We start from the raw sequence: 25240 nt of genomic DNA, 5'->3' as shown, positions 1-25240 counted from the left end.
TCCAGTGACGCGATCGAAGGTGTTTGGATGACCAACGCTCCCATTGCCCACACTGGTGGCTGCCGCTGCGGGGCGGTGCGGTTCACCGCTTCGGCCGAGCCGCATTACACCGCGATTTGTCATTGCGTGGATTGCCGCAGGGCCTCCGGCGCGCCGTTTCTGGCCTTTGTCGGCTTTTACCGCTCGCAGCTGAGCTTTGTCGGCGATACGGGCCAGCGCTATGGCGAGGGCGATGTCACGCGGTCCTTCTGCCCGACCTGCGGAGCGCCGATCGCCTACGAGGACGGGCGACTGGCCGACCGAATCTATGTCTACCTCGGCGCCATGGACGAACCGGCGCGCTTTGCGCCACGCCTTCAGGCCTTTGCGGGCGAGGCGCTGCCCTTTGCCGCGATCACGGTCGATCTGCCGGGGCATGCGGCGATGAGCGTGCGCCGGCCATGACCGAGCACTGATCCGCCGCAAACCGCCGATTGAAACGGGCGGCGCGGCGCAATTTCATTGAAGCGGCCGATAGCGGTCGCGCAGAACACGAGACGACGCGGGATAGACATGAAATTCACACTCTCCTGGCTGAAGGACCATCTCGACACCGAGGCGAGCCTTGCGGACATTTGCGACCGGCTGACGATGATCGGCCTCGAAGTCGAATCCGTCGACGACCGGGCGGTGTTCGCGCCCTTCGTCATCGCCCGCATTTTGTCGGCCGGCCAGCACCCCGATGCCGATCGGCTGAAGCTCTTGTCGGTCGATGCCGGCCCGAAGGTGAACGACGGCAAGCCGCTGCAGATCGTCTGCGGCGCGCCGAACGCGCGTGAGGGCCTCGTCGGCGTGTTGGCGCTTCCCGGCACCTATGTCCCGGGCATCGACACCACGCTGTCAGTCGGCAAGATCCGCGGCGTCGAATCCTTCGGCATGATGTGTTCCGAGCGCGAACTCGAGTTGTCCGAGGCCCATGAGGGTATCATCGATCTGCCGAGCGATGCGCCGGTCGGCACGCGCTATGCCGATTATGCCGGGTTGATCGATCCCGTCATCGAGATCAATCTGACCCCCAACCACCCCGATGCGACAGGCGTTTCCGGCATCGCGCGCGATCTCGCAGCCTCCGGCCTCGGCCGGTTGAAAACGACCGAGCCGGCCCGCATCGAGGGCGAGGGCGATGTCGGCGTGGCGCTCGCCGTGACCAGCAAGACCTGCCTCGGTTTCGCCCTTCGCCGGGTCTCAGGCGTTGCCAACGGTTCGTCGCCGGAATGGCTGCAGAAGCGGCTGAAGGCGATCGGCCTTCGCCCGATCAACGCGCTCGTCGATATCACCAACTACATCACCTTCGATCGCGGCCGGCCGTTGCACGTCTTCGACGCGGCAAAGGTCGCGGGCGCGCTGCAGGTGCGGGATGCGGCGGCGGGCGAGACGATCCTGGCGCTCGACAATCGCGACTACACGCTGCCCGCCGGCACCTGCGTGATCGCCGACGACAACGGCGTTGAATCCATCGCCGGCATCATGGGCGGCGAACATTCGGGCTGCGACGAGACGACCACCGAGGTGCTGATCGAGTCGGCGCTCTGGGAGCCGCTGGATATCGCCCGCAGCGGCCGCTCGCTCGGCATTATCACCGACGCTCGCTACCGCTTCGAGCGTGGCGTCGACCCGGCTTTCATGGAGTCGGGCCTCGATCTGGCGACTGAAATGGTGCTCGATCTGTGCGGCGGCACGCCGTCGACGCGGATCGTGGCCGGTGTCAAACCGCATCACCCAAAGGAAATCCGCCTGCCGTTCGGCGAATTCGAGCGGTTGACGGGTCTTGCGAGCACGCCGGATGAGCAGGAGCGGATCCTGTCCGTTCTCGGATTCGTGCCCCATCGCGAGGGCGAGGCGCTTGTCTGCACGGTGCCGAGCTGGCGGCCGGACGTCGAGGGCAAGGCCGACCTCGTCGAGGAGGTGATGCGGCTGAAGGGCGTGAATGAAATCAAGCCGGCGCCGCTGCCTGCTCATAGCGCCGTCAACGGCCGCATTTTGACGACGGCCCAATCCCGCGATCGGACGGCGCGCCGGGCGCTTGCCGCGCGCGGCATGGTCGAATGCGTCTCCTACAGCTTCGTCTCGCAGGCCGAAGCCGAGGCCTTCGGTGGCGGCTCGCCGGCGTTGAAGCTGGCCAATCCGATCTCGGCCGATCTCTCCGACATGCGGCCGTCGCTGCTGCCAGGGCTGATTGCGGCGGCCGGGCGCAATGCCGCCCGTGGCTATGGCGATACCGCCCTGTTCGAGGTCGCGGCGACCTATCTCACCGATACGCCGGACGGGCAAAAGCGCGTGGCCGGGGGGGTCCGGCGTGGCTCCGCGGGGCCTGACGGGCCGGGCCGCTTCTGGTCGGGCACGGCGCCGGCGGTGACGGTTTTCGACGCCAAGGCGGATGTCTTCGCCGTGCTTGAAGCGGTCGGCTTTCCGGCCGACAAGCTGATGATCGAGGCGCCGGCGAGCGATTGGTATCATCCCGGGCGCTCGGGCCGGATCAAGCTTGGTCCGAAGGTGGTGATCGCCGAATTCGGCGAATTCCATCCGAAGGTTTTGAAGACCCTCGATGTCTTGGGTCCGCTCTGCGGCTTCGAGGTGTTTCTCGACAAGGTGCCGGAGCCGAAGAAGAAGGCGACGCGCACCAAGCCGGTGCTGACGCTCTCGCTCTTTCAGCCGGTGCGGCGCGACTTCGCCTTCGTCGTCGACGAGACGGTCGAAGCGGGTCGGATCGTGCGGGCGGCCGAGGGCGCCGACAAAGCGCTGGTCAAGGACGTGCGGGTTTTTGACGTCTTTGCCGGCGCGTCGCTCGGCGACGCCAAGAAGTCGGTCGCCATTGAAGTGACCCTGGCACCGGCGGAGCGCACCCTCACCGACGAGGAGCTCGAGGCGGTCTCCGCGAAGATCATCGCCGGCGTGCAGAAGGCGACCGGCGCGATCCTGCGAGGGTGATGAGTATCATGGCGGGCGTATCGGGCGAGAGGCCGCCCGACTCCGCTGTCAGTCCATCGCCGCGGGATTGGCGGCCCATTCCGCCTGCAGCAGGCGGTTGGCCGAAAGCCGGGCGAATTTGAGGGTCATCGCCTTGCGGGTGGCCGGCGCGAGCCGTTCAAGCGGGGCCTCGCGCAGAATTTCCGCCGTGAAGCCGTCGGAAAGGATCAGCCCGCACTCGTCCGGAAAGATTTCGGTCGGCACCCCGGGGTGCGTCGCGAAATACAGCCGGTCGCAGTGCCGGCGGTAGATCGGCCATTTCTGATCGACCCTGAAATCCTGAATCGAGGTCTTGATTTCAATGATCGCGATCTCGCCCTTTTCCGACAGGCAGACGAGATCCGCCCGGCGGCCCGAATCCAGGGGCATTTCCGGTAGCAAAGACACACGATGGCTCTGCATCAGCCGTTGAACACCGCGGCGGACCATCATGGCGCGCTCGGATTGGCGGCCATCGACCAGCGGATCCGGCGTGAAGGGTGAGACGAGGGGCATCGGCAAAGCCATAATGGCCGACGAAACAAAACACAAACGAATCGCGACAGTATGCAATCGGAGATGAGAACGTCGGCGCGGGGACGGCCACACCGAGCGGCCTTCCCGCGCTTCTGACGCAACTGTGATCGCTGGCGGCGCAAGCGGACGACGTTACGCGTCCTCGGCGCGTTTCGCCGATCGTGGCGGGAAGGCGCTTCGATCTCGCGCGGCCCGCGAGTCGGCTGAACAAAAGACGGCCTATTCCACCCGCTCGCCGGCGATTTCCTCGAGGATCGGACAATCGGGGCTCGAGCCGCCCTGGCACCGGTCGGTGAGGGTCGCCAGTGCCCGCTTCAAAGAATGCAGCTCGGCGATCTTGTGGTCGATTTCAGCGATCCGGCGCGTCACCAGCCGGCGCACATCCTCGCGCTGGCGGCTTTCGTCGCCGTAGAGCGACAGGAGTTTGCGCGCCTCGGCGATGGAAAAGCCAAGCGAGCGCGAGCGTTGCAGAAAGCGCAGGACATGCACGTCCCGGTCCCGATAGTCCCGATAGCCATTGTTCGCGCGCATCGGCTTGATAAGCCCAACCTCCTCGTAATAGCGGATGGTCTTGGGGGGCAGGCCGGACAGGCGAGAGGCTTCTCCGATGTTCATGATGTGAACCTCATGGGTTCGCGCGGATCCCTTTTCATCACGCAGATGTCGCAGCTCGGCCACAGGTCAACTGTGACGACGTCGCAACAAACGTTTTCTTAACCATGACCGCATCCAATGGGGACATTGCCCGATCCATCGATGCGGCCTATCGGAAAGATATTCTGAAATGGGCCCACGAGTTTTGGGGAACCCGAAATCGTTGCTATCCAAACCGCATTGGCATCTGTCATGACGTTCAAGCTTTCCATTGCAGTAGGCGCCGCAATCGCCACGCTCATGCTCGCCGGATGTGCGGACAATCCGCAAAAGGAGAGCCTGAATACGGGCGCTGCCGCTCCGATGGCTGCGGCCTATGCAAGCCCCGAAACGATGCCGGCGGCAGGTGACCTCGACGCCACCTGGAAGGCCGACTATGCGGCGCGCGACGATGACGGCTTCCATCTGCCGGCCATTCCCTACCAAAAAGTCGATCCGCAGTTTCGGCGCCAAGAAGTGTCCTATCCGGAGGGGATCGGTCTTGAGCCAGGGACGGTCATCGTCGATACGCCTGACCGGTTTCTCTATCTGATTGAGCCTGGCGGTAAGGCGATGCGCTATGGCATCGGTGTTGGCCGCAGCGGCTTCTCCTGGGCTGGCGACGCCGAGGTGCACGACAAGCAGCATTGGCCGAAGTGGTTCCCACCGAAGGAGATGATCGCCCGCAAGCCGGAACTCGAGCCGTATGCCGACGGCATGCAGCCGGGCCTGACCAACCCGCTTGGCGCCCGCGCGCTCTATCTCTGGCAGAACGGCAAGGACACGCTGTTCCGTTTGCATGGCACGCCCGAATGGTGGACCATCGGCACAGCTGCATCCTCGGGCTGTATCCGGCTGATGAATCAGGACATCATCGACCTGTTCAGCCGCGTGCCGCTGAATGCCAAGGTGATTGTCAAGCAGGGCAACGAAAAGCTCGCTTCGCGCTGATCGGGGGTTGCTGAACGCGTCCGTCAGCGACGCGGTGACAATCGTGATTGCGAGGCAATCGACGGATCGGTTGCCTCTCGCCGTGAGACAAATGAGCGGTCCGCTTCATGTCGAAGCGGGCCGCTTTTTTGTATTTGTGATGGATGAGGTCCGCGGTCCGCAACGGTTATGCGCTGTCGGTGAAATGCCGCCATAGGTGACATGATTTGGCTGCATTTGCTGTCGACAAGCGGCACTTTCCGGAGCCGTGATGGGGCCGCTGGTATGGCTGTGCCGGTCTCGGCAAGGGCGTGGTCGGCCCGCCGTTGCCAGGCTTAGTGAGGGCGAGGCCCCTGCAGTTCGGCATGCTTGTTTGGACCGCGGGTGGCGGGATAGAATGTGTTGCGACTTCGCGTCGATGATGGCCGAGCCCGCGCCGGCGTCGCTGACGGTCGTCAGGCAACGCGTCGTGTCCTCTTGCTGTCGAGCGATGTCACTGAGGCGTGGTGCTGCTCGTCCGCGGCGCTATCACCTATTTATGCAAGGCTTTGCCGTTCCGGCGTACGAACATTGTTCGGCAGACTTGTTCGGTCTATGCCGAACGGAGAAAAGGATGCCGCGTCATGGGCGCCAGCGTAGTTCTTTCGAAATTCATCATTCAGGGTCGAGTGATCTATGCGTTGGTGATCCGCGAGCTGATGAGTCGCTATGGCCGAGAGAATATCGGATTTCTTTGGTATGTCGGGGAGCCTGTATTCCTGATTGGCGGCGTGATTATACTTTGGAGCATACGTCGCGGCGAATCGGTGCATCACATGCCGATCGTTGGCTTCGCGTTAACCGGCTATTCAATGTTGACGCTTTGGCGTCATATGATTGGCTTCGGCATTCGATCGATGCGCGTCAATGGCGGCCTATTATTTCACCAAAATGTTAAAATAATAGATACAATTATTGCCAATGTAATAATGGAAGCTCTAGGGATTATGACGTCGTTTTTGGTGTGTTTTACAATTTTATATATATTTAACTTAGTTAATATGATTTATGACCCGCTCTTGATGTGTACGGCGTATGCATTAATGGTATTTTTTAATATGGGTGTGTTGATGTTCGTTGGAGCTTTATGCGAGCAATTCGATGCTGCGGATCGATTAATGCAGCCGATTATGTATTTCAGCTTGCCTGTTTCTGGCGCATTCTCGCTTGTGTCTTGGTTGCCAGCGCGTGCTCAGGAATTGCTTTTATACTTTCCGATGGTCCACGCGAGTGAAATGTTCCGGGCTGGGTTTTATGGAAATGAATTCGTGTTTCATTATGATCCGATCTATCTTGTCATCTGTGGAATTGTTTCCAATGCGTTGGGTATTACGTATCTGAAATATGCAGAGAAACATATGGCGGTATAATTTGATCTATTTTTTGCGGGGCGACTTTCGGCGGGCGCATGTGTGATGGTACGATCGGATTTTAGGCTCGGTGTGGGCTCGGCGTGAGATTGAAATGCGGGGATGATTTGAGGAATCATTTTCGTTTTCGGCGCAATATCGCGGTCGCAATTCGTCAGATGTCGCTCGCAGAGTGATGCGTCGACGACGCCGAGGCTGAAAGGATCTCGCGTGGTGCAGGCAATTACTCCAATCATCATGGCCGGGGGCGCAGGATCCCGACTTTGGCCGGTCTCGCGCGATTCGATGCCGAAGCAGTTCATTCCGCTGCTCGACGATGGGCATTCGGCTTTCCAGGCGACGATGTTGCGGGTGTCGGGCGCCGACTTCGATCGACCGATCGTGATCACAAACAATGACTTTCGCTTCATTGCGGCTGAGCAGTTGGCTGTCATTGGCTGCGATGCGGAGATCGTGCTTGAGCCGCAACGGCGCGACAGCGCTGCCGCCGTGGCGGTGGGGGCGCTCCTGGCGGAACGCAGAAGCGCCGGCGGCGCATGCCTCTTGCTCGCTTCCGATCACGTGATCGGTGATGAGGCAGGCTTCGGCGTCGCCGTTCGGAAAGTGGCCGGGATGGCATCGTCCGGACGGATCATGACCCTCGGGATCACGCCCGATCATCCCTCGACCGCCTATGGCTACATCCAGCCGGGGGACATTGAACTCGATATCGGCGCCCACTCCATTGCGCGTTTCGTTGAAAAGCCCGATCGCAAGACCGCTGAAACCTACATCACGGAAGGGTATCTCTGGAACAGCGGCAATTTTGCGTTTTCGGCCGAGACGATGGTCGGCGAACTCCAGTCTTACGCGCCGGAGGTGTTGGAGTCCGCTCGCCGCGCCGTCGAAAAGGCGGTGCGTGACCTCGATTTCATTCGGCTGGACGAGGCGGCGTTCGCGTCATCGCCGACGATTTCGATCGACTATGCGGTGATGGAGCGGACCAAGCTCGGCGGCGTTCTCGCAGCGGAATTCGGCTGGTCGGATATCGGCTCTTGGGATTCGCTGCATGCGGTCAAGAATAGGGACGCCAACGGCAATCGTCTCGAAGGAGACGTCGTCGCGATCGACACGCATGACAGCTTCGTGCGCTCCGAAGAGGCGTTGACCGCCGTCGTCGGGCTCGACGGGGTGGTCGTGGTGACCACCCATGACGCGGTGCTGGTCTCGTCGATGAAAGCGGCGCCGAAGGTCAAGACGCTGGTCGCCGAGTTGAAGAAGGCCGGCCGCCGCGAGGCGGGCGAGCATCTGCGGATTCATCGCCCGTGGGGATGGTATCAGCGCATCGACATTGGTGATCGCTTCCAGGTCAAGCATATCTGCGTCAAGCCGGGGGGGCGCCTCAGTCTGCAGCGTCATCACCATCGCGCCGAGCATTGGGTCGTCGTGCATGGCACGGCCGAGGTGACGATCGACGAGGCGGTGCAATTCTACCATGAAAACGAGGCGGCCTATCTGCCGATCGGCTGCGTCCATCGTTTGCACAATCCCGGCAAGATCGACCTCAAGCTGATCGAGGTTCAGGTCGGCAGCTACACCGGAGAGGACGACATCGTACGGATCGAAGACGTCTACGCGCGCAGCTGACGGATCGGTTCCGACAGGACGAGCGGTTCGCTTCTGACGAGTGCGGGCCGCCGATCGCCAAAATGGGCGCCGTCTCGCCCGCGCCGGCCTGCTGGGCAACATCCCCGTAAAGGAAGAGACGATGACCAGTTTGAAATTCGGGACCAGCGGTCTGCGCGGCCTCGTCACCGATCTGCTTGGCTGGCCGAGCTACGGCTACACCCTGGCGTTCCTGCGTTACCTCGAGGAGGCCGGCGGAATCGCGCCCGATGCGCGAAGGGTGCTCGTGGCGCGCGACCTGCGCTTCAGCAGCCCACAAATCGCGGCGTTCGTCATCGCCGCCGCCAGACGGGCCGGCTTCACGCCGATCGATTGTGGCGCCGTGCCGACGCCGGCCGTGGCCTTGGCCTCACTCACGCGCAACGTACCGGCCATCATGGTCACCGGAAGTCACATCCCTGAGGATCGCAACGGCCTGAAATTCTACGCCCCGTCCGGTGAGATCGGAAAAGCCGACGAGATCGGGATCGTGGCGGCATTCGATGGCTTGAGCGAGGACGATCGCGCCGATTTCGACAGGCATTCAGCGTCTGAAGGGGAGGCCGAGGCGCTCAATGCGGCGGCGCCCTTCGTCGCGCGCTATACCGCATTTTTCGGCGGCGAGGCCCTGACGGGCCTGACAGTCGGCGTCTATCAGCATTCGTCTGTCGCGCGTGATCTCTTGGTCGAGATCCTGCAGCGTCTCGGGGCGCAGACGGTGGTCTATGGCCGCGCCGACCGTTTCATTCCCGTCGATACAGAGGCCCATCGGCCCGAGGATCTGACGCTTTTGGCAGAGTGGGCGAAAGACGGGCGCTGCGACGCTTTTGTCTCGACCGACGGCGACGCGGATCGCCCGCTCGTCGCCGATGCGAGCGGTGCGGTCTTGCGCGGTGACGTCATCGGGCTTTTGACGGCCCGGCATCTTGGGCTTTCGACCATCGTCACGCCGGTCACATCGAGCGCGGCGATCGAGCGGTCGGGCATCGCGACAACGGTCCGGCGCACCAAGGTTGGTAGCCCCTATGTCATCGCCGGCATGGCGGCTGCCGCGGGGTCCGGCGAAGCGGGTATTGTGGGTTTTGAAGCCAATGGCGGCCTGTTGCTTGGCTCTGCCATCGCGCGTCAAGGGCGGCGGCTTGATGCCTTGCCAACCCGTGACAGCGTCCTTCCGATCCTTGCCGTACTTGCCGCCATGGCGGCGTCCAAGACGCCTCTGGCAACGATCGTCGCGGGCCTCGATGCGGGCTTCACCGCGGCTCATCGTCTCAAGGACGTGCCGGCAAGCGAAAGCGGCCCGTTCCTGCAGGCCCTCGGCACGGACGCCGGCTATCGCCGCGACTTCTTCGCAGCGATCGGCGCGGTCGCGAGTGTCGATCAGCTCGATGGTGTGCGTGTCGTGCTCGAGAGCGGCGAAACCCTGCACTATCGCGCCTCCGGCAACGCCCCGGAATTGCGCTGCTACGTTGAAGCGGCCGGTGCCAACGTCGCGCAACGGCTGCTTGATTGGGGACTTGCTGCCGCAGAGCAGGCCCTGGGACGGTGAGCGGGCGATAGCGGTGAGCGTCGCTGCTTGGCGATCGGGCTCTCACTCATGGAAGCGGTGGCGGGTTGGCCGAACGCTTGGTCGCATTTGCCATTTTGCTCATTTTTCGCTTACCGGAAGGGTGTCGATCACAAAATCGGCACAAGCCCTGCCTACAGCATCGGCCCGAACATCGGAATCGATTTTTGGACAGCAGATGCGAAGAATCAGTAAGATCGCGCGTCCTTTGTGCGTCCTTTCAGACGAACGGCGCGCGAGAGCATAGATGACGTCGGGGTGAGCGGATCATCATACGGCCGCCGGCTTGCAGAGGCTGGTGCCGATCCGGTAACGAGAGTCAGATAGAAATTGGTGCGTGCTCAAGAGTTTTCGGATGTGTCCGACACCTGGGCGATGTCCAGAATGGCACATGCTCCAGCATCGGCCCGAAAATCGGAATCGATTTTCGGCAAAGCATGATGCGTCGATTCAAGGCTTAGAGCGCCCTGCGTCCGATCGGACGCAGGGCGCTCTAAATGGGTAAGGATGCCGAGCCGCGTGTGCGGCTGGGCCTGGCGGGGAATCTGGCTTCGAGCGCGGCGTTTGACGATCTGGTTGGCGATCTGAGTGAGCGTTCGATGCGGGCGGCCGCAACGATCAGGGCGTGTGGGCGCAGATTGCCCGCTTTGCTACCCGTGTGCCGTCGCGGACATGATGTATGCTAAATGGGCCGATCCACGAATTGGTCACATTTGGCGGTCTGGGAATAAAGGATGTCGATGTCCTCGTTCGGAAAAGGTCGCGCGAAGCGGATGCAAACTGGGCTGCCTGACTCCCAAGCACATTTTTCCCGGAAATCGAACGACGCTCAGAAGCGACCAACGTCCCGGTCTGCTTTCGGTGACGCGTCGCCAACCGAGCGGCGTGCGCGGATAAACCAGGTTCTCGACGCGCCGATGTCTGGGCTCGGCAGTCTCGCGGCTGTCTTGCGGCCGCTCAAGCCGCGCGAAATCGGCCGGATGGCAAATGTGTTTGGTCTGTTCGCGGCCGATCATGGCGGCGAAGCGCGTCTCGAGCCAAAGCTGGTCGTTGCGGAAGGGGGAAATGCCCAGGCCAAGCCGTCTTCCAACACCGTCGTTCCTGCCGATCCGGCTGCTCGTCATCCTGTAACGACGCCACCGGCTCGCGCGCCGCTGAGCAAGAATATCGCGTTGGCTTCGGAGTTGACGGAACATGTCAATCGCTTGGACGATGTCGGTGTCGTTCGAGCGTCGTCGCGCCGACCGCCTTGGTTGTTTCTCTGCTTGGTCGTCTTTCCGGCGTTGATCACCGCAATCTATCTTTCGGTTTTTGCTCCATATCGATATACGTCTGAAGCAACATACGTCGTTCGTAAAGGACTTTCGACCGCAGGACTGGGTCTCTCCGTGTCCGGAATCACGGCTTCCAATGAGTCCAGTGAAGCAATTCTTGTGTATTTCAAGTCGCGCGATGCGGCCGAGCATCTTGCGAAGGCTGATGATCTGAAAAATAAATTAATGAAGCCGTCGGGCGACGTATTTTCAGATTTTCCGGGAATTTTTTATAGCGACAACAAAGAGGGTCTTTACGACGCGATGCGGGATGCCGTTGATGTCAGTATCGATTCCGATACCGGTATCTCGACACTGAGTGTGACGGCATTTTCGCCGCAAGATGCTCAGCAACTCGCGACGTCGTTGTTAAGCGAAGCCGAAAAGCTCATCAATAGTATGAACAAGCGCGCGACGGACGATGCAATCGCGTTCACAAAAGCCGTTCTCGCCACGAGTGAGGATCGGGTCAGAGACGTTCAAAAGCGCATGACCGATTTTCGGAATTCGCAACAGCTTTTGGATCCGCAAGCCCAATCCGACACCGAGCTTGGCCTGATCACGACGCTCACCTCACAGGCAACGACGATTGATACTGAGATTGCACAGCTCAGCTCGTCGGCGCCGAAGAATCCGCGTCTTGCCAGTTTGCGTGAGCAGCGCAGGGCGCTTCAGAAGCAGATCAAGGCTATCCGCGAGAGGCTCGTGGGGTCCGATAATTCGCTCGCGCCGAAAATTTCAGCCTACGAAAGCTTGGATTTAGAGCGGACCTTGGCGATCCAGGCGCTCACCAGTGCCTACGCATCGATGGAAGAGGCGCGTCAGGAGGCGTTTTCCAATCGGTTTTATCTTCAAACGATCACGGCACCAAATCTGCCGGATCGGCCTTCGGGGCCGCGACCCGTATTTTGGGCGTTCATTGTCGGCCTCGTCGGCATTGCCCTTTATAAGGTCGTCGGGGTGCTGATGAAGGACGCGATGGAACACGTGGTATGAGTTTGGTGCAGAAGCATGGCGGGGCGTCCTCGGCGATCGGCCGCGCACTCCAGACGATAACGCCGAAGCGATTGCTTCCGTTGGTGCCTGCGCGTCCACGGCTGTTCGAAAACGAACGTGTCCGACCCGCTGCGAAAGTCCAGAGTTCGCTCGTCAGCGACACGCGCAAGGTCAGCATCAATAATATCGTCAAGTGCTATCACGGCGAGACCGGGCCCGTTCGTGTGCTCGACGGCATCAGCTTTGAAGTGGGGCCGGGGGAAAAGATTGCTGTTCTGGGAAAGAACGGCGCCGGCAAGTCGACACTCGTCAAATTGATCGGCGGCGTTGAACAACCAACGAGCGGCAGCGTGCATCGCGGTTTGAAAATGTCTTGGCCGCTGTCATTCGGCGGCGGCGGTGTCCATCCCAACATGAGCGGCCTTGACAATATCCGCTTCATTGCGCGGATTTATAATAAGCCAATTCAAGAAACGATTGATTATGTGGCAGATTTTGCCGAGATTGGGAAGTATATTCGCTATCCGGTCAAGACATATTCATCCGGCATGAAGACGCGATTGGCATTTGCTTTGACGATGGCCATTGATTTTGAGTGTTATTTGATCGATGAAGTTCTTGCCGTCGGTGACCAACGGTTCCAGCAAAAATGTCGTGATGCTCTTTTCGGCACTCATGGACATGCCTCGATGATCCTTGTCAGCCATCATCGTCAGACGATCCTCGAATACTGCTCGAAGGCGATCGTCATGAAGCGCGGCCGCAGCCGTCTCTTCAACGATCTTGAATTCGCGCTCCAAATTTACGGCAGCCTTTGATCGGCCCGGCTGTCTCAACCGGTGTGCCCGTGAAAATCGGTGATCGCCGGCCCTCCATTTCTGAGCTGCAAACGCCTTCGCTCCGGTTCAACGCTTAATCTGATGACCGTCTTCCTTGATCTTACGCGAATTTCCTCACGCCTGTTGCGCGGTGCGCCGACAGGCATCGACCGGGTCGAATTCGCTTACGCCGACGAACTCGTGACGAAAGAGAAATACGGCGCCGTCGTTCCAATCATCACGACGCCAGTCGGCAATGGCTCGATCCCAGGCGAGGTGATGCGCGATCATCTGGCGAAGATCGAGGCGGGTTGGATGCGCGATCGCGCGGATGCGTCCGGCGATGGTTTATATATGAGCGTCAAACAGGCGATCGATGCGCCGGCGGATCCAACGCGAGCGGGCGCGACGAGCTTGAAGCGGGCCGGGCGCCTGCATCACGCCAAAAAGACGCTGCAATTTCCGTTTCGCCAGATCGCCAATGCGCCGCGGGCGATGCGCAAGACCTTGAAGGCGTCGGCCGCGGCCGAGCGCTGCTACTACCATTCCTCGCATACTCAGCTCGACAAACCCGACCGCTTCTCCTGGCTTGCGGCCAACAAGATCCCGTCGGCCTTCTTCATTCACGACGCGATTCCGGTCGACTACCCCGAATTTTGCTCGCCCGGCTCGGCGGCGCGCCATCACGAGCGGTTAAAGACGGTCGCGGCGAGGGCCGAACTGATCGTCGTCAATTCGGCGGCGACGGCCGAGGCGGTCACGCGATACATGGAAGGCGAAGGCTGGCGGGTGCCGCGGGTCGAGGTGGTGCCGCTTGGGGTCGATCGCTGGTTTGCGGCCGTGCCGGTCAATGCGGCGTTGCTCCCGCAGGCGCCGTATTTCGTTTGTGTGGGCACCATCGAGCCGCGCAAGAACCTGATTTTCCTGTTCAATGTCTGGCGCGCCGTCGTCCAGCGTCTTGGGCCGGCCGCGCCGAAACTGGTTCTGGTCGGCCGTCGCGGCTGGGAAAATGAGAACATGATCGACGTTCTCGAGCGCTCGCGTGAGATCGGACCCCACATCGTGGAAGTCGCCGATTTGTCCGATCTCGGTTTGTCGCATCTGTTAAGCGGTGCACGGGCGCTGGTGGCGCCTTCGCAGGTTGAAGGATTTAGCCTGCCTGTCGCCGAAGCATTGGCAATGGAGACGCCCGTCATCGCATCGGACATTCCGGTCCATCGCGAGATATCGGAGGATCGAGCGCTCCTGATCGATCCAATCGACGGGCCCGCATGGACCGACGCGATCGTCGCCATGACGGCCGACGGCAGTCAGATGGGCGCGGCCTTGACCGACAAGGCGAGAGGCTATCGCCCACTCACCTGGCCAGAGCATGTCGAACGCGCGATGACGCATATCGACAGCTTGCGGAGCTGAGGGTGAACCGCATGAGGCAAGCTGCCTGATCGTCTTCAAGTCGGGGCTGAGAAGCGGGCGACGAAACGGCGGTCGATGTGGTCTTTCAATCGAAAGGCGAGGCGGGTTTTAAGGGCGAAGCGGCCGCGCGCGGCGATGGCGGAGCCGTCGGCGAGGGCGAGAAGCATCAGATGGGCGCTTTGAGCGTCGTAAAAGCGCAGCGGGCGCGATTGCGCGGCGCGGCTGAGATTGGCGGCAAGGACGGGGCCTTGGCGCACCGCATAGACGCCGGCTTTGGACCGCTCCTGACCGATCAATGTGACGCAGTCGCCGGCGGCGAAGATGTGATCGTCGTCTTCGGCCTGGAGCGTCGGGCGGACGCGCAAAAAACCGGCCGCGTCGACGGCAAGACCGCAGGCCCGCAACAGCGGCGGTGCGGCGGCGCCGGTCGCAACGATCACCGCGTCGGCGGCGATTGCTCGCCCGTCGTCGAGGCGGATGTGGTCGGCCCCGATGGCCTGTGCTTTGGGCCCTTCGACGAGGGCGATGCCGAGCCGCTGCAGCGACCGGCGACCAAGGCTTTGGCCGCGAGCGGGCAGGTCGGCGAGAAGCTTATGGCCGGCGAGCAGCGTTACCGTCGTGCCGGGGTTCGGCGTTGCCCTGTGGAGCCGCCGCCGCACGGCGTGGGCAAGCTCGAAACCCGCCGGCCCGCCGCCGACCACCGCCAGATGCCGGGCGGCTCCCGCATCGATCCCCGCGAGAAGCGGCTCCAGCCGTTGGCGAAATGTCGAGATCGGCTTGACGATCAGCCCATGGGATGCGGCGTCGGCGATCGCCGAGACGTCGGGCACGATGCCGATATCGAGAGAGAGCCAATCATAGGCGAGGCTCGTGCCATCGCTGAGCTCGACGCGCCTGGCGCTCCGGTCGATCCTGGTCGCACTGGCATGAACGAAGCGAGCGCCGGCCCGGCCGGCCAAGCGCTGAAGGTCGATTTCGCCGGCGTCGATCGGATATTGGCCCGAGACTCGGCCGGGCAGCATGCCGGAATAGGGCGCGAAGGCTTCCCGTGCGATCAGGGTCAGGCGGATATCGGACCGTGGCCGCTTCGCGAAGGCTTCGAGGACGAAGAGATGGGCGTGGCCGCCGCCGATGAGAACGATGTCGCGCATGGCGCCCAGCCTATCAGCGATCGCGGCGGGCGCCGCAACGGCGCCGATGGCCGCGCCCGCAATGATGGGCACGGCTGAGGGACGCACAAGGCCTCCAGCATCGGCCCGAACATCGGAATCGATTTTCGGCAAAGCACGATGCGTCGGTTCAAAGGGTGAGAGCGACCTTTCTGCGTCCGATCGGACGCAGGGCGCTCTATCCGAGAAAGCCGCCGATCAGCGCGGCGCACACCAGCACGGCGCCGGTCAGCTGAATGATTTCCAGAACCGGCATCGGCGGGCGATACCGTCGCCGCTCGGCGCCGATCGGGCGGAAATCATCCGCCTTGGCTGCGCACGTGCTCGACGGCTCGGCCTCGCCGCAACAACTGGCGGTCATATGCCGCCCCCATCGTCGACGACGGTCGGATCGACCGGCCGCTCTTCGGGCAGCTGATCGGCGCCGAAGGCGACGGCCAGGAACGGCCGCAGCAGGAAGTCGAGGATCGCCAGCAGCGGCACCAGCGCCAGAGGCATATGGAAGAGCAGGGCGAGGAACCCGACGAGCACCGATCCGGCGATCCGCGCGCGGATCTTCGCCTGACGGTGGGCGGCGTCGTCACGCGCCGCCTGGCCGAGCCAGAGATCGCGCAGACGCTGCAGACCCGAGCGGCTGTCGGCCTCGGTGGCGGCCGCCTTGTTGCTCTCCGGTTCACCGACGGATCGCACCACGCCGAGCGCCACGGTCTCGTTGTTGACCGGATCGATCAGGATGAAGGCGCCAAGCTCGCGGTTGTCGCCATAGGGCAAAGCGACGATCGGACGGTCGGCCGTGATCGTCACCTTGCCGATCTCGTTCATCGACAAGGCGTTGGCGGGTTTGGCGGCGTAGGAGTGGATGTCGATCGCGGCGTCAAGCGCCGACAGCGTCGCCGGCGTCTGGGCGCTGGCGAGCTTGAGGATCAGCCGGCCGCCCTTGATCAGCGGATGGTTCGCCATCCAGAGCAGCTCGCCGGAGAAACGGCGCGAGACGCCGGCCGCGCTATTGGCGGCGGTCAGAACGTCGCCGCGCGAGACATCGATCTCGTCTTCGAGGGTGATGGTGACGGCCTCGCCGGCTTCGGCGCTGCCCACCTCGCCATCCGGGCCAAAGACGCCCTTGACGCGGCTGCGCCCGCCCGAGGGAAGCGCGACGACCGCATCGCCCTTGGCGATCTCGCCGCCGACGATCGAGCCGGCAAAGCCGCGGAAGTCGAGATTGGGCCGGTTGACCCACTGGACCGGCATGCGGAACGGCTCGCGGCCGGCATCAAAGGTCGCCGGCTCGACCGATTCCAGCCGCTCCAGCAACGTCTCGCCGTCGTACCAGGGTGTGTTCGCCGACCGGCTGACGATATTGTCACCATTCTTGGCCGAGACCGGCACGAAGGTGACGTCGGTGAAACCAAGCGCCGGAAGAATGGCCTGATAGTCGCGCTTGATCTGAGCGAAACGCTCCTCGGAAAAGTCGACGAGGTCCATCTTGTTGACGGCGATAATCACCGACTTGATGCCGACCAGCGAGGTGATGAAGGAATGCCGCCGGGTCTGCGGCAGAATGCCCTTGCGCGCGTCGACCAAGATGATCGCGAGTTCCGCCTGGGAGGCGCCGGTCGCCATATTGCGGGTATATTGCTCGTGGCCCGGCGTGTCGGCGATGATGAAGGCGCGGCTCGCCGTCGAAAAATAGCGATAGGCGACATCGATGGTGATGCCCTGTTCGCGCTCGGCCGAAAGCCCGTCGACGAGCAGGGCGAAATCGAGATCGTCGCCGGTGGTACCGAACTTCTTGGAGTCGCGCTTCAAGGCTTCCATCTGGTCGTCGAAGACCGCATTGGTCTCGAACAAAAGCCGGCCGATCAGCGTCGACTTGCCGTCATCGACCGATCCGCAGGTGATGAAACGCAAGAGCGAGACCGCCGGTGCGCTCAGCGCTTGTCCGTTCGCCTGCGGGGCTATCACGGGTCCGGCTGCGGCCGGCTGGTCGGGCGCCGGGCCGGCGAAGCTCTGGTCTTCGAAGGCCGCGGGGGTGGAACTCTGCGCGGTGTCCGCCTCGTCGGCGAGGGTCTTGGCCTTGAGGATGCTCGACATCAGAAATAGCCCTCCTGCTTCTTTTCTTCCATCGAGGCGCCGGAATCCTGGTCGATGACCCGGCCCTGGCGCTCCGAAACCCGCGAGGAACGCATTTCGGCGATGATGTCTTCGATCGAGGCGGCATTCGATTCGACGGCCCCCGTCAGCGGGTAGCAGCCAAGGGTGCGAAAGCGCACCATCATGGTTTCGACGCTCTCGCCTGGCCGCAGGTCCATGCGGTCGTCGTCGCGCATGATCAGCGCGCCGTCGCGCTTCACGATCGGGCGCGGCGCGGCGAAATAGAGCGGCACGACGGGGATGCTTTCGAGCGCGATGTAGTCCCAGACGTCCTGCTCGGTCCAGTTCGACAGCGGGAAGACACGGAAGCTCTCGCCCTTGCGCTTGCGGGTATTGAACAGCCGCCAGGGCTCCGGCCGCTGGTTCTTGGCGTCCCAGCGATGTTCGGGTGTGCGCAGCGAGAACACCCGCTCCTTGGCGCGCGACTTTTCCTCGTCGCGCCGCGCGCCGCCGAAGGCCGCGTCGAACTGATACTGGTCGAGCGCCTGTTTGAGCGCCTCGGTCTTCATCACGTCGGTATGGACGCGCGAGCCGGAGGCGAAGGGGTTGATGCCCCGCTTCAGCCCGTCCTGATTGGTGTGGACGATGAGATCGAGGCCGAGCTCGCGGGCGCGTCGATCGCGAAATTCGATCATCTCCCGGAATTTCCACGTCGTGTCGACATGCAGGAGCGGGAAGGGCGGCTTGCCCGGCAGGAAGGCTTTGAGCGCCAGATGCAGCATCACTGCCGAGTCCTTGCCGATGGAATAGAGCATCACCGGGTTTTCGGCCGTGGCCGCCACCTCGCGGATGATGAAGATCGACTCGGCTTCGAGCCGTTGCAGATGGGTCATATGCTTCATCGGGAAGCCTTCTCATGCCGGACGCGGCGGCTGCTTGCAGCGCGGCGCATCATCCAAGGTCGTCGGCCCGAGCGGGGCTCGGGCATGCATATTAAATCCGCCCATGCGGGGGGCGCCTCGCGGGCCTGTCTTCAATAGGTCTCCACCACCGGGCCATCGGACCGGCGTGCGCTGCAATCCCGGCGCTCCGCCCGTTGTCGATGCAGCGGCTCTGGCGGCGCCGTGGTATCGGCCGGCGTTTAGATGCCCGCGCCTTCGCTGACCGTCGTCGAGTCTGGCACATGCAGGCCGCACTCGCGTTTTGTGTCGTCTTCCCACCACCAACGCCCGGCGCGCTCGGACTCACCCGGCTGAATCGCTCGCGTGCACGGGGCGCAGCCAATCGATAAAAAGCCCTTGGCATGCAGCGCGTTGACCGGCACACCGACATCGTCGTTGAAATGGGCAATGCGCTCGCGGGATTGATCGAGCAGCGGGTTGGCCTTGATCAGCTTCTTGCCGGTCTCGTAGCTGACGAAAGGCATCGACAGCCGGTTCTGCGACTGGTCGCCGCGCAGCCCGGTCACCCAGGCTGTGGCCCCTTCCAGCGCGCGGCCGAGCGGTTCGATCTTGCGCGCGCCGCAGCAGGTCAGCCGGAACTCCTTGGCATAGTAGAAGCCGTCGATCCCCTGATCCTCGATCAGCTCTTCGAGCGCTGCCGATTGCGGATATTTGGCGTGAATGCGCTTGCCGTACTTTTCCTCGGTCTGCCGCCAAACCTCGTAGGTTTCGGGAAACAGCCGTCCGGTGTCGAGGGTGACGACCTCGATCTTGACGTCATGGGCGAAGATCAGATGGGTCAGCATCTGATCTTCAAGGCCGAGACTGGTGGTGAAGACGATGCGGCCTGTCACCTTCTCGCGCAGCCGTTTCAGCCGCTCGAGCGGCGTCAGCGGCTGAAACTCCGTATTCAGGGTGTCGGACAGGAGGTTGGAATCATGAATCACACTGACGCTCCCTTGCGCGCCGCAAGGCGCTTTTGCAGGATGCTCGGCTCCGTCCCGTAGCCGGACTGGTAATGATCGCTCATCGTCTCTTTGGCGCTCAACCATTGCTGCGCCGGTTGACGGTTCGCCATGGTCTCGGGCAGCTCCACCTCGGTAAAGCCGCAGGCGAGCGCGTCGAGAAACTGATCGGCGATCAGCGGGCCCGAGGCGCGCAGCGTTCCGGCGAAGCCTTCGCGGACGATCTTCCTCGCCAGCGAAAAGCCGCGTCCGTCGGCAAAGGACGGAAACTCCACCGCGACGAGTGCCGCGGTCTCAAGATGCGGCGCGACGTCCTCGATCGCGGCCGAGCCGGGAACCGAAATGCCGAATTCTGCACCCGGCCGCTGCTCGACATAGGCCGGGGCAAAGGCGAGCGGGATCAGCACCGGTTCGTCGGTCGCAAGAGCGTCCTCGAGCGTATCGAAGCGGGTGAAGCGGTCGTCGGCGGCGCCGGTTTTGGTGATCAGCGTCATTATTCCGCAGCCTCGCTCGCGGTGGCGGCCCGACTTTCAATAAAGGTCGCAAAGCCGGCCTTAAACGGCTCTGCGCCGGTCCGACGCACTGTTTCGATGAAGCTTTCCTCGCCCTCTTTCTCGGCGAGGTAGGTGTCGACGATCGCCTCGATCGCGCCCGGCACGTCCTCGGCGTCGATGCCCGGGCCGAGGCGCTCGCCGAGCGCGGCATGTTCGCTGGCGTCGCCCCCGACGGTGATCTGGTAGTTCTCGCGGCCGCCCTTTTCGAGGCCGAGAATGCCGATCGCGCCGACATGGTGATGGCCGCAGGCATTGATGCAGCCGGAGATCTTGATCGGCAGCGGCCCGATCGCCCGCTGGCGCGCCGGATCGGCAAAGGCATGGGCGATCGACTGGGCGATCGGGATCGATTTGGCGGTGGCGAGCGCGCAGTAGTCGAGCCCCGGGCAGGCGATGATGTCGGTGATCAGGCCGGCATTGGCCGAGGCAAGGCCCGCCGCCTTGAGCGCGGCATAGACCGCCGGAACGTCATCCTGCTTGACATGCGGCAGAACGAGGTTCTGGCTGTGGGTGACGCGGAATTCGTCGAAGGAATAGCGTTCGGCAATGTCGGCAAAGGCGCGCATCTGAGCGGCGCTCATGTCGCCGGGCACCGCGCCGATCTCCTTCAGCGCGACGGTGAGCGCGATGTAGCCCGGCACCTTGTGGGCAAAGCCGTTCTGGGCGACGAAGCGATCGAGCTCCGCATCGTCGGCGCGGGCCTTGGCCAAGGTCTCGGAGGTCTCGGGCAGGGCGTCATAGGCCGGCGGCGCGAAATAGGCGGCGATCCGCTCGACCTCGTCGGCGGGTGCGTTGATCGTCGGGCCGTCGAGCTTGGCGTATTCAGCCTCGACCAGCGCGCGGAATTCGTCTTCGCCGGTCTCATGGACGAGGATCTTCACCCGCGCCTTGTACTTGTTGTCGCGCCGACCGTCGGAATTGTAGACCCGCATCACCGCTTCGAGATAGGCGAGCAGCTCGTCCTTCGGCAGGAACTCGCGGATCACCTTGCCGATCATCGGCGTGCGCCCGAGGCCGCCGCCGACGATCACCTCATAGCCGACGTCGCCGGCAGCGTTGCGCTTCAGCTTCAGGCCAATGTCGTGGACCTTGATCGCGGCGCGGTCGTGCTCGGCGCCGGTGACGGCGATCTTGAACTTGCGCGGCAGCCAGACGAATTCCGGATGCAGGCTCGACCACTGCCGCAGAAGCTCGGCCGTCGGGCGCGGATCCTCGACCTCATCCTTGGCGACGCCGGCGAACTGGTCGGAGGTGACATTGCGGATGCAGTTGCCGGAGGTCTGGATGCAGTGCATCTCAACATCGGCCAAAAGATCCAGAATATCCGGCACGTCCTTCAGCTTCGGCCAGTTGAACTGCAGGTTCTGGCGCGTGGTGAAGTGGCCGTAGCCCTTGTCATAGGTTTCGGCGATGCGGGCGAGCTGGCGCAACTGCCGCGAATTCAGCGTGCCGTAGGGTACGGCGATGCGCAGCATATAGGCGTGCAACTGGAGATAAAGACCGTTCTTGAGGCGCAGCGGCTTGAACTCGTCCTCGGACAGGGAGCCGTCCACCCGGCGCTCGACCTGGCCGCGGAACTGGGCGACGCGTTCGCGCACGAAACGTTCGTCGAATTCATCGTAGCGGTACATGCAGCGTCCTTTGAAGGGTCTGGTCGAAAGCCGGGGTGTCTCAGCCGGCTGAGTGGGGCGGACTTTAGAGATTAGCCGAGCGGCTGGAATTCGGCCTGCTTGCCCATGTCCTTATGGACTGACGGGCCCTTTTGCCGCATCGCGTCGCGGAAATGGCGGGCGACCGGCAGGCCGGCATCCGTCAGCTCGACCGGCACGAGATAGGGATCGATGACAAGGTTGGCCGCGGCTGCCGCCTTGCCCTCGACTTCCATTGCCTCGGCCGTCTCTGCGTCATGGGCGATTTTCGCGGCAGACGGATCACGGGTCCAGTCGCCATCGGTGAGAAACACGGTATCGCCTTCGAGAAGATGGCTCGCCATCAGGATCGCCGGCAGCTTGTCGCCGCGAACTTTCGATCCCGCCCGGTGGTCTTTCGCCATCGCTTCACTCCGCTCTGCCAATTCATCGCCGCTGCCATCGGACGAACGGGAGCGCCCGCCGATTTGTTGGCATTCTAAATAGGCCGGATCAGCCAACGGATCGCCGATCCGAATTGCCTTGTGCCCGGCACGAGGGAAACAAATTTTCGGACAAGCATGGCCGGGGAGAAGATTCGTGCAAAGCCTTGTCGGGCGCGCGGCCAATCCCATAGCGCCAGCCACGCCGGGATCGTCGCCCGCCGAAAGCACGAATCGTCATTCGAAGGGAATGGTCGGTCGCCGCCGGCATATCAACGGGCGGTCGATGTGCGTGGAAGCGATGGCGGGGACAGGGGGGCGAAGGTCTGCGCCCGGTCTGCCGGCCGCCTGAGAACATGGCCGCCGTTCAGCGCGCCAGATAGACTACCAGCTCCCTTCCAAGCCTTGGCCAAGAAGGGGGGGCGGCGATCAGGACCGGCCGCGTTTCGGCCGCTTCGTTTCCGTCGCCCGCTTTCTGGGGGCAGCGGCTGCAGGCTCATTCGCCTCGCGGGCCAGACGGAGCGCTTTCAGACGCTCGGATTTGGCGCGGGTGGCGTCGGTTTCCTGACGGATCAGGCTCATGGCAGAGCCCTTTTCGTGACGCTCGACCGGGGTGCCGAAAACACGCTCGGCCCGCTGCATGACTTTCTCGTCCATCGATTGTCCTCCAGGAGGCAGCGCGCGAATGAACGCTTCGCCGCAGGTCGGGCCAGTTTGATCGGCCCGCTTCGTTCGCCCGGCCGCGATCTGCCCGCTTTAAGGGCGCCGCGTCGCCACGCCGCGAACGTTGTCCGCTTGATGGGGTGCGCTCCCCATGATGCCCTATGGACCTTTGAAAAAACTTGCCCAACGCGTGCATCGATGCCGTCGCGGAGTGTTGGCGCTGTCATAGAGAAAAGGCCGGGTACAGCCGGCCTTCCCCAAGGCATTGCCGGTCGCCGCTTAGAACATGGAAGCAATCCGTGCCGCTGCGACGATTGTGGGCTCGGCGGTCAGGCCGAGCAGCCCTGATCAGGCAGCCGAAAGATTGTCGGCGGCGCTGCGGCCGGTGCGGCGGTCCGTGACCACCTCGAACTGCAGCTTTTGACCCTCGACGATGGTGCCGAGGCCGGCGCGCTCGACGGCCGTGGCATGAACGAACACGTCGTTCGAGCCATCCTCAGGCGCGATGAAGCCGAAACCCTTCTGGGTGTTGAAAAACTTGACGGTACCTACAGGCATGACGATCTCCTTCGTATCGACATAATGGATTGTATCGAGCCGAGTGCCCAATACTTGATTCGATTTTGAAGAGAACGTCAGTCTGGGCGCCAAAAACGAAGAACGGCTGGCGCAGAACCGAAATTAATCATGCAAGATCGACACAGTAAGTATGGACTTTCCTTGTGTCCCTGGCAAGGCGTCGCCAATTTTTTATTTTTTGCGTCATGGTCAAGGCAAGGGTTTGAAAAGGGTTTGGTGCGATCCGCAGCACCGCGAAGTCACCGGTTTGCCGACGGTCAGCGTCGAGCGCCACGCTCATCACATTCGCGAGACGCAGCAATTTTGTGCCCCGTGTCGACCGGATCGGCAGCGCCGCCCGTTGCGCATCATCGCCGAGTTTGCGGGGTCCTTACCCGAAAGGCAAGTGACGGTCACCATGCGTCCGGACGTGGCTCAAAGAAGAGACTGACGGAATGTCCGGTTTCGGGAGGGCGGTGACCGGGATGCGTGCTGGCGTGACGGCTTCAAAAGCCGATCGATGCCGATTTGCGGCGAGTTTGTCCCGACGATCGCCCCCGCGGCGACAACCCGATGGCCGATGACATCGATTCCGTGCAGGTGCGGCTGGCGCGCCGGCCGTTTCGGCTCGGCTCAAATCGCCTCGCCGCGCAGCAGGCGGGGACTGGGTCCGTTGGTCAGGCCGGCCGCCTGACCGATGAAGAAATCCTTCAGCGAGGGGGCGCGGTCGACCAGCGACAGGCCAAAGGAGCGGACCATGCGCAGCATCGCGTTGTCGTTGGAGAACAGGCGGTTGAGGACATCGGTGGTGACACCCATCTGCAGCGTGTCGAAGCGGCGCCAGCGCTGATAGGCTTCGAGGACGTCCAGCGCGCCGATATCGAGCCCGCGGCGTTCGGCGTCGACGACGGTCTCGGCGAGCGCGGCGACGTCCTTAAAGCCGAGATTGAGCCCCTGGCCGGCAATCGGATGGATGCCATGCGCGGCATCGCCGGCAAGCGCGATCCGTGGTTTGACGAAATCGCGGGCGAGCGTCAGGCCGAGCGGAAAGGCCCGGCGCGGACCTTCGACGGTCAGTGCCCCGAGCTTGTGGCCGAAGCGTTGTTCGAGTTCCAGTTCGAACACCAGGTCGTCGGCGTTCACCAGCCGTTCGGCCTCGCGGGTCGGCTCGGTCCAGACCAGCGACGAGCGATTGTTCTTCAACGGCAGGATGGCGAAGGGGCCGGAGGGCAGAAAATGCTCCTCGGCGCGCCCTTCATGCGGGCGCTCATGCGCGACGGTGGCGACGATGCCGGACTGGGCGTAGTCCCAGTGCAATGTGCGGATGCCGGCCATGTCACGAATCGCCGATTTGACGCCGTCACAGGCGACGAGCAGCCGGGCGTCGATACTGCCGGCGCCGGCGAGGCGGACATGGATCCGGCCGATCGTCTGCCCCAGCCCCGAGACCGCGACGCCTTGGCGGATGGCGATGCCGAGTTTGGCGGCGCGTTCACGCAGTGCGCCGTTGAGAGCGACATTCGGCATCATATGGGCGAAGGGCTCGCCCGGTTGGGCCTCGCCGCCGAAGGTGAGGAAGACCGGACGCACCGCATCGCCGGCCTTGGAATCGGTCACGATCATTTCGGTGATCGGTTGGGCCTCGCCCGCGATCTGTGGCCAGATCTCAAGTTGGGTGAGCATGCGCGCGGCGGCGGCTGCAATTGCCGAAGCGCGGCCATCTTTTTGCCAGGCGCCCTCTGGCGCGGCGTCGACGATCATCACCGACAGATGAGGTGCGGCGTGCTTGATGGCGACCGCCGTCGACAGACCGACATAGCCGGCCCCCGCGATGAGGACGTCGACCACCGTGGTGGGCGGTGTCAAGGAGCTGTCGGTCATGGTCTCGTCTCCGGCCGGCGCTTGCGCGCGGGGATCATGGTGTGGGGGATTGCCAAGCAGGTCATTCGGCAGCCTGTATTAACCTATGGGCATGGTGATACG

General features: G+C 62.9%; 22 protein-coding genes. 9 read left to right on the top strand and 13 right to left on the bottom strand.

Annotated features, from left to right (window positions below; all coding sequences use genetic code 11):
* The first annotated feature begins 27 nt into the window (after window positions 1–27).
* Both J1C48_RS02035 and pheT read left to right on the top strand, forming a co-directional pair.
* The gene (locus tag J1C48_RS02035; RefSeq protein ID WP_207255975.1) at window positions 28–444 is read left to right on the top strand and encodes a GFA family protein; all 417 of its coding nucleotides are present in this window, start codon (window positions 28–30) and stop codon (window positions 442–444) included.
* 108 nt (window positions 445–552) lie between these two features.
* Window positions 553–2967 carry a phenylalanine--tRNA ligase subunit beta gene (gene pheT, locus J1C48_RS02030; RefSeq protein WP_207255974.1) on the top strand — a complete coding sequence of 805 codons (2415 nt, stop codon included), beginning with the start codon at window positions 553–555 and terminating at the stop codon, window positions 2965–2967.
* A gap of 48 nt (window positions 2968–3015) precedes the next feature.
* Here pheT and J1C48_RS02025 read toward each other — a convergent pair whose 3' ends face one another.
* Both J1C48_RS02025 and J1C48_RS02020 read right to left on the bottom strand, forming a co-directional pair.
* The gene (locus J1C48_RS02025; protein ID WP_207255973.1) at window positions 3016–3501 is read right to left on the bottom strand and encodes an MmcB family DNA repair protein; all 486 of its coding nucleotides are present in this window, start codon (window positions 3499–3501) and stop codon (window positions 3016–3018) included.
* A gap of 240 nt (window positions 3502–3741) precedes the next feature.
* Entirely contained in the window at window positions 3742–4137 is a 396-nt protein-coding gene (locus tag J1C48_RS02020; protein ID WP_207255972.1) for a MerR family transcriptional regulator, read from the bottom strand.
* Between the two features lie 231 nt (window positions 4138–4368).
* Here J1C48_RS02020 and J1C48_RS02015 point away from each other — a divergent pair, with 231 nt between their 5' ends.
* From J1C48_RS02015 to J1C48_RS01985, 7 genes are all read left to right on the top strand, one after another.
* Entirely contained in the window at window positions 4369–5106 is a 738-nt protein-coding gene (locus J1C48_RS02015) for a L,D-transpeptidase (protein ID WP_207255971.1), read from the top strand.
* A 602-nt stretch (window positions 5107–5708) separates the two neighbouring features.
* Window positions 5709–6494: an ABC transporter permease gene (locus tag J1C48_RS02010; RefSeq protein WP_207255970.1), complete on the top strand. Its 786-nt coding sequence runs from the start codon at window positions 5709–5711 to the stop codon at window positions 6492–6494.
* Window positions 6495–6704: 210 nt separating this feature from the next.
* The gene (locus tag J1C48_RS02005; protein WP_343217674.1) at window positions 6705–8120 is read left to right on the top strand and encodes a mannose-1-phosphate guanylyltransferase/mannose-6-phosphate isomerase; all 1416 of its coding nucleotides are present in this window, start codon (window positions 6705–6707) and stop codon (window positions 8118–8120) included.
* A gap of 121 nt (window positions 8121–8241) precedes the next feature.
* Entirely contained in the window at window positions 8242–9684 is a 1443-nt protein-coding gene (locus J1C48_RS02000) for a phosphomannomutase (protein WP_207255969.1), read from the top strand.
* Between the two features lie 758 nt (window positions 9685–10442).
* Window positions 10443–12011, top strand: a complete 1569-nt coding sequence (locus J1C48_RS01995; protein ID WP_207255968.1) for a KpsE/RkpR family capsule polysaccharide export protein — start codon at window positions 10443–10445, stop codon at window positions 12009–12011.
* A complete protein-coding gene (locus J1C48_RS01990) occupies window positions 12008–12829 on the top strand; it encodes an ABC transporter ATP-binding protein (protein WP_207255967.1) in 822 nt (273 codons plus the stop codon). The genes J1C48_RS01995 and J1C48_RS01990 overlap by 4 nt, the downstream gene beginning before the upstream one ends.
* 102 nt (window positions 12830–12931) lie before the next feature.
* Window positions 12932–14245, top strand: coding sequence for a glycosyltransferase family 4 protein (locus J1C48_RS01985; RefSeq protein ID WP_207255966.1), 1314 nt, complete (start codon window positions 12932–12934; stop codon window positions 14243–14245).
* A 35-nt stretch (window positions 14246–14280) separates the two neighbouring features.
* Here J1C48_RS01985 and J1C48_RS01980 read toward each other — a convergent pair whose 3' ends face one another.
* The 11 genes from J1C48_RS01980 to J1C48_RS01930 form a co-directional block, all read right to left on the bottom strand.
* Window positions 14281–15396 carry an FAD-dependent oxidoreductase gene (locus J1C48_RS01980; RefSeq protein WP_207255965.1) on the bottom strand — a complete coding sequence of 372 codons (1116 nt, stop codon included), beginning with the start codon at window positions 15394–15396 and terminating at the stop codon, window positions 14281–14283.
* A gap of 196 nt (window positions 15397–15592) precedes the next feature.
* Complete coding sequence (locus J1C48_RS01975) at window positions 15593–15775, bottom strand: hypothetical protein (protein WP_207255964.1); 183 nt, start codon at window positions 15773–15775, stop codon at window positions 15593–15595.
* Window positions 15772–17505 (bottom strand): sulfate adenylyltransferase subunit CysN, encoded by a 1734-nt coding sequence (cysN, locus tag J1C48_RS01970; RefSeq protein WP_207255963.1) that lies wholly within the window; start codon window positions 17503–17505, stop codon window positions 15772–15774. The genes J1C48_RS01975 and cysN overlap by 4 nt, the downstream gene beginning before the upstream one ends.
* Complete coding sequence (cysD, locus tag J1C48_RS01965) at window positions 17505–18407, bottom strand: sulfate adenylyltransferase subunit CysD (protein WP_207255962.1); 903 nt, start codon at window positions 18405–18407, stop codon at window positions 17505–17507. Before cysD ends, cysN begins: the two co-directional genes overlap by 1 nt.
* Window positions 18408–18646: 239 nt before the next feature.
* Window positions 18647–19393 carry a phosphoadenylyl-sulfate reductase gene (locus J1C48_RS01960; protein ID WP_231081521.1) on the bottom strand — a complete coding sequence of 249 codons (747 nt, stop codon included), beginning with the start codon at window positions 19391–19393 and terminating at the stop codon, window positions 18647–18649.
* Window positions 19390–19905 (bottom strand): DUF934 domain-containing protein, encoded by a 516-nt coding sequence (locus tag J1C48_RS01955; protein WP_207255960.1) that lies wholly within the window; start codon window positions 19903–19905, stop codon window positions 19390–19392. The genes J1C48_RS01960 and J1C48_RS01955 overlap by 4 nt, the downstream gene beginning before the upstream one ends.
* Window positions 19905–21596, bottom strand: coding sequence for a nitrite/sulfite reductase (locus tag J1C48_RS01950; protein ID WP_207255959.1), 1692 nt, complete (start codon window positions 21594–21596; stop codon window positions 19905–19907). Before J1C48_RS01950 ends, J1C48_RS01955 begins: the two co-directional genes overlap by 1 nt.
* Before the next feature lie 71 nt (window positions 21597–21667).
* Window positions 21668–22018, bottom strand: a complete 351-nt coding sequence (locus tag J1C48_RS01945; protein WP_207255958.1) for a DUF2849 domain-containing protein — start codon at window positions 22016–22018, stop codon at window positions 21668–21670.
* Between the two features lie 447 nt (window positions 22019–22465).
* Entirely contained in the window at window positions 22466–22693 is a 228-nt protein-coding gene (locus J1C48_RS01940) for a transcriptional regulator (RefSeq protein ID WP_207255957.1), read from the bottom strand.
* A 354-nt stretch (window positions 22694–23047) separates the two neighbouring features.
* A complete protein-coding gene (locus J1C48_RS01935; RefSeq protein WP_207255956.1) occupies window positions 23048–23257 on the bottom strand; it encodes a cold-shock protein in 210 nt (69 codons plus the stop codon).
* Between the two features lie 633 nt (window positions 23258–23890).
* Window positions 23891–25138 (bottom strand): ubiquinone biosynthesis hydroxylase, encoded by a 1248-nt coding sequence (locus tag J1C48_RS01930; RefSeq protein ID WP_207255955.1) that lies wholly within the window; start codon window positions 25136–25138, stop codon window positions 23891–23893.
* Window positions 25139–25240 lie beyond the last annotated feature (102 nt).

Source organism: Jiella flava, from assembly GCF_017349315.1.
Lineage (GTDB): Bacteria > Pseudomonadota > Alphaproteobacteria > Rhizobiales > Rhizobiaceae > Jiella > Jiella flava.
Note: the sequence above shows the minus strand (reverse complement) of the source record. Positions and strands in the feature narration are given on the sequence as shown.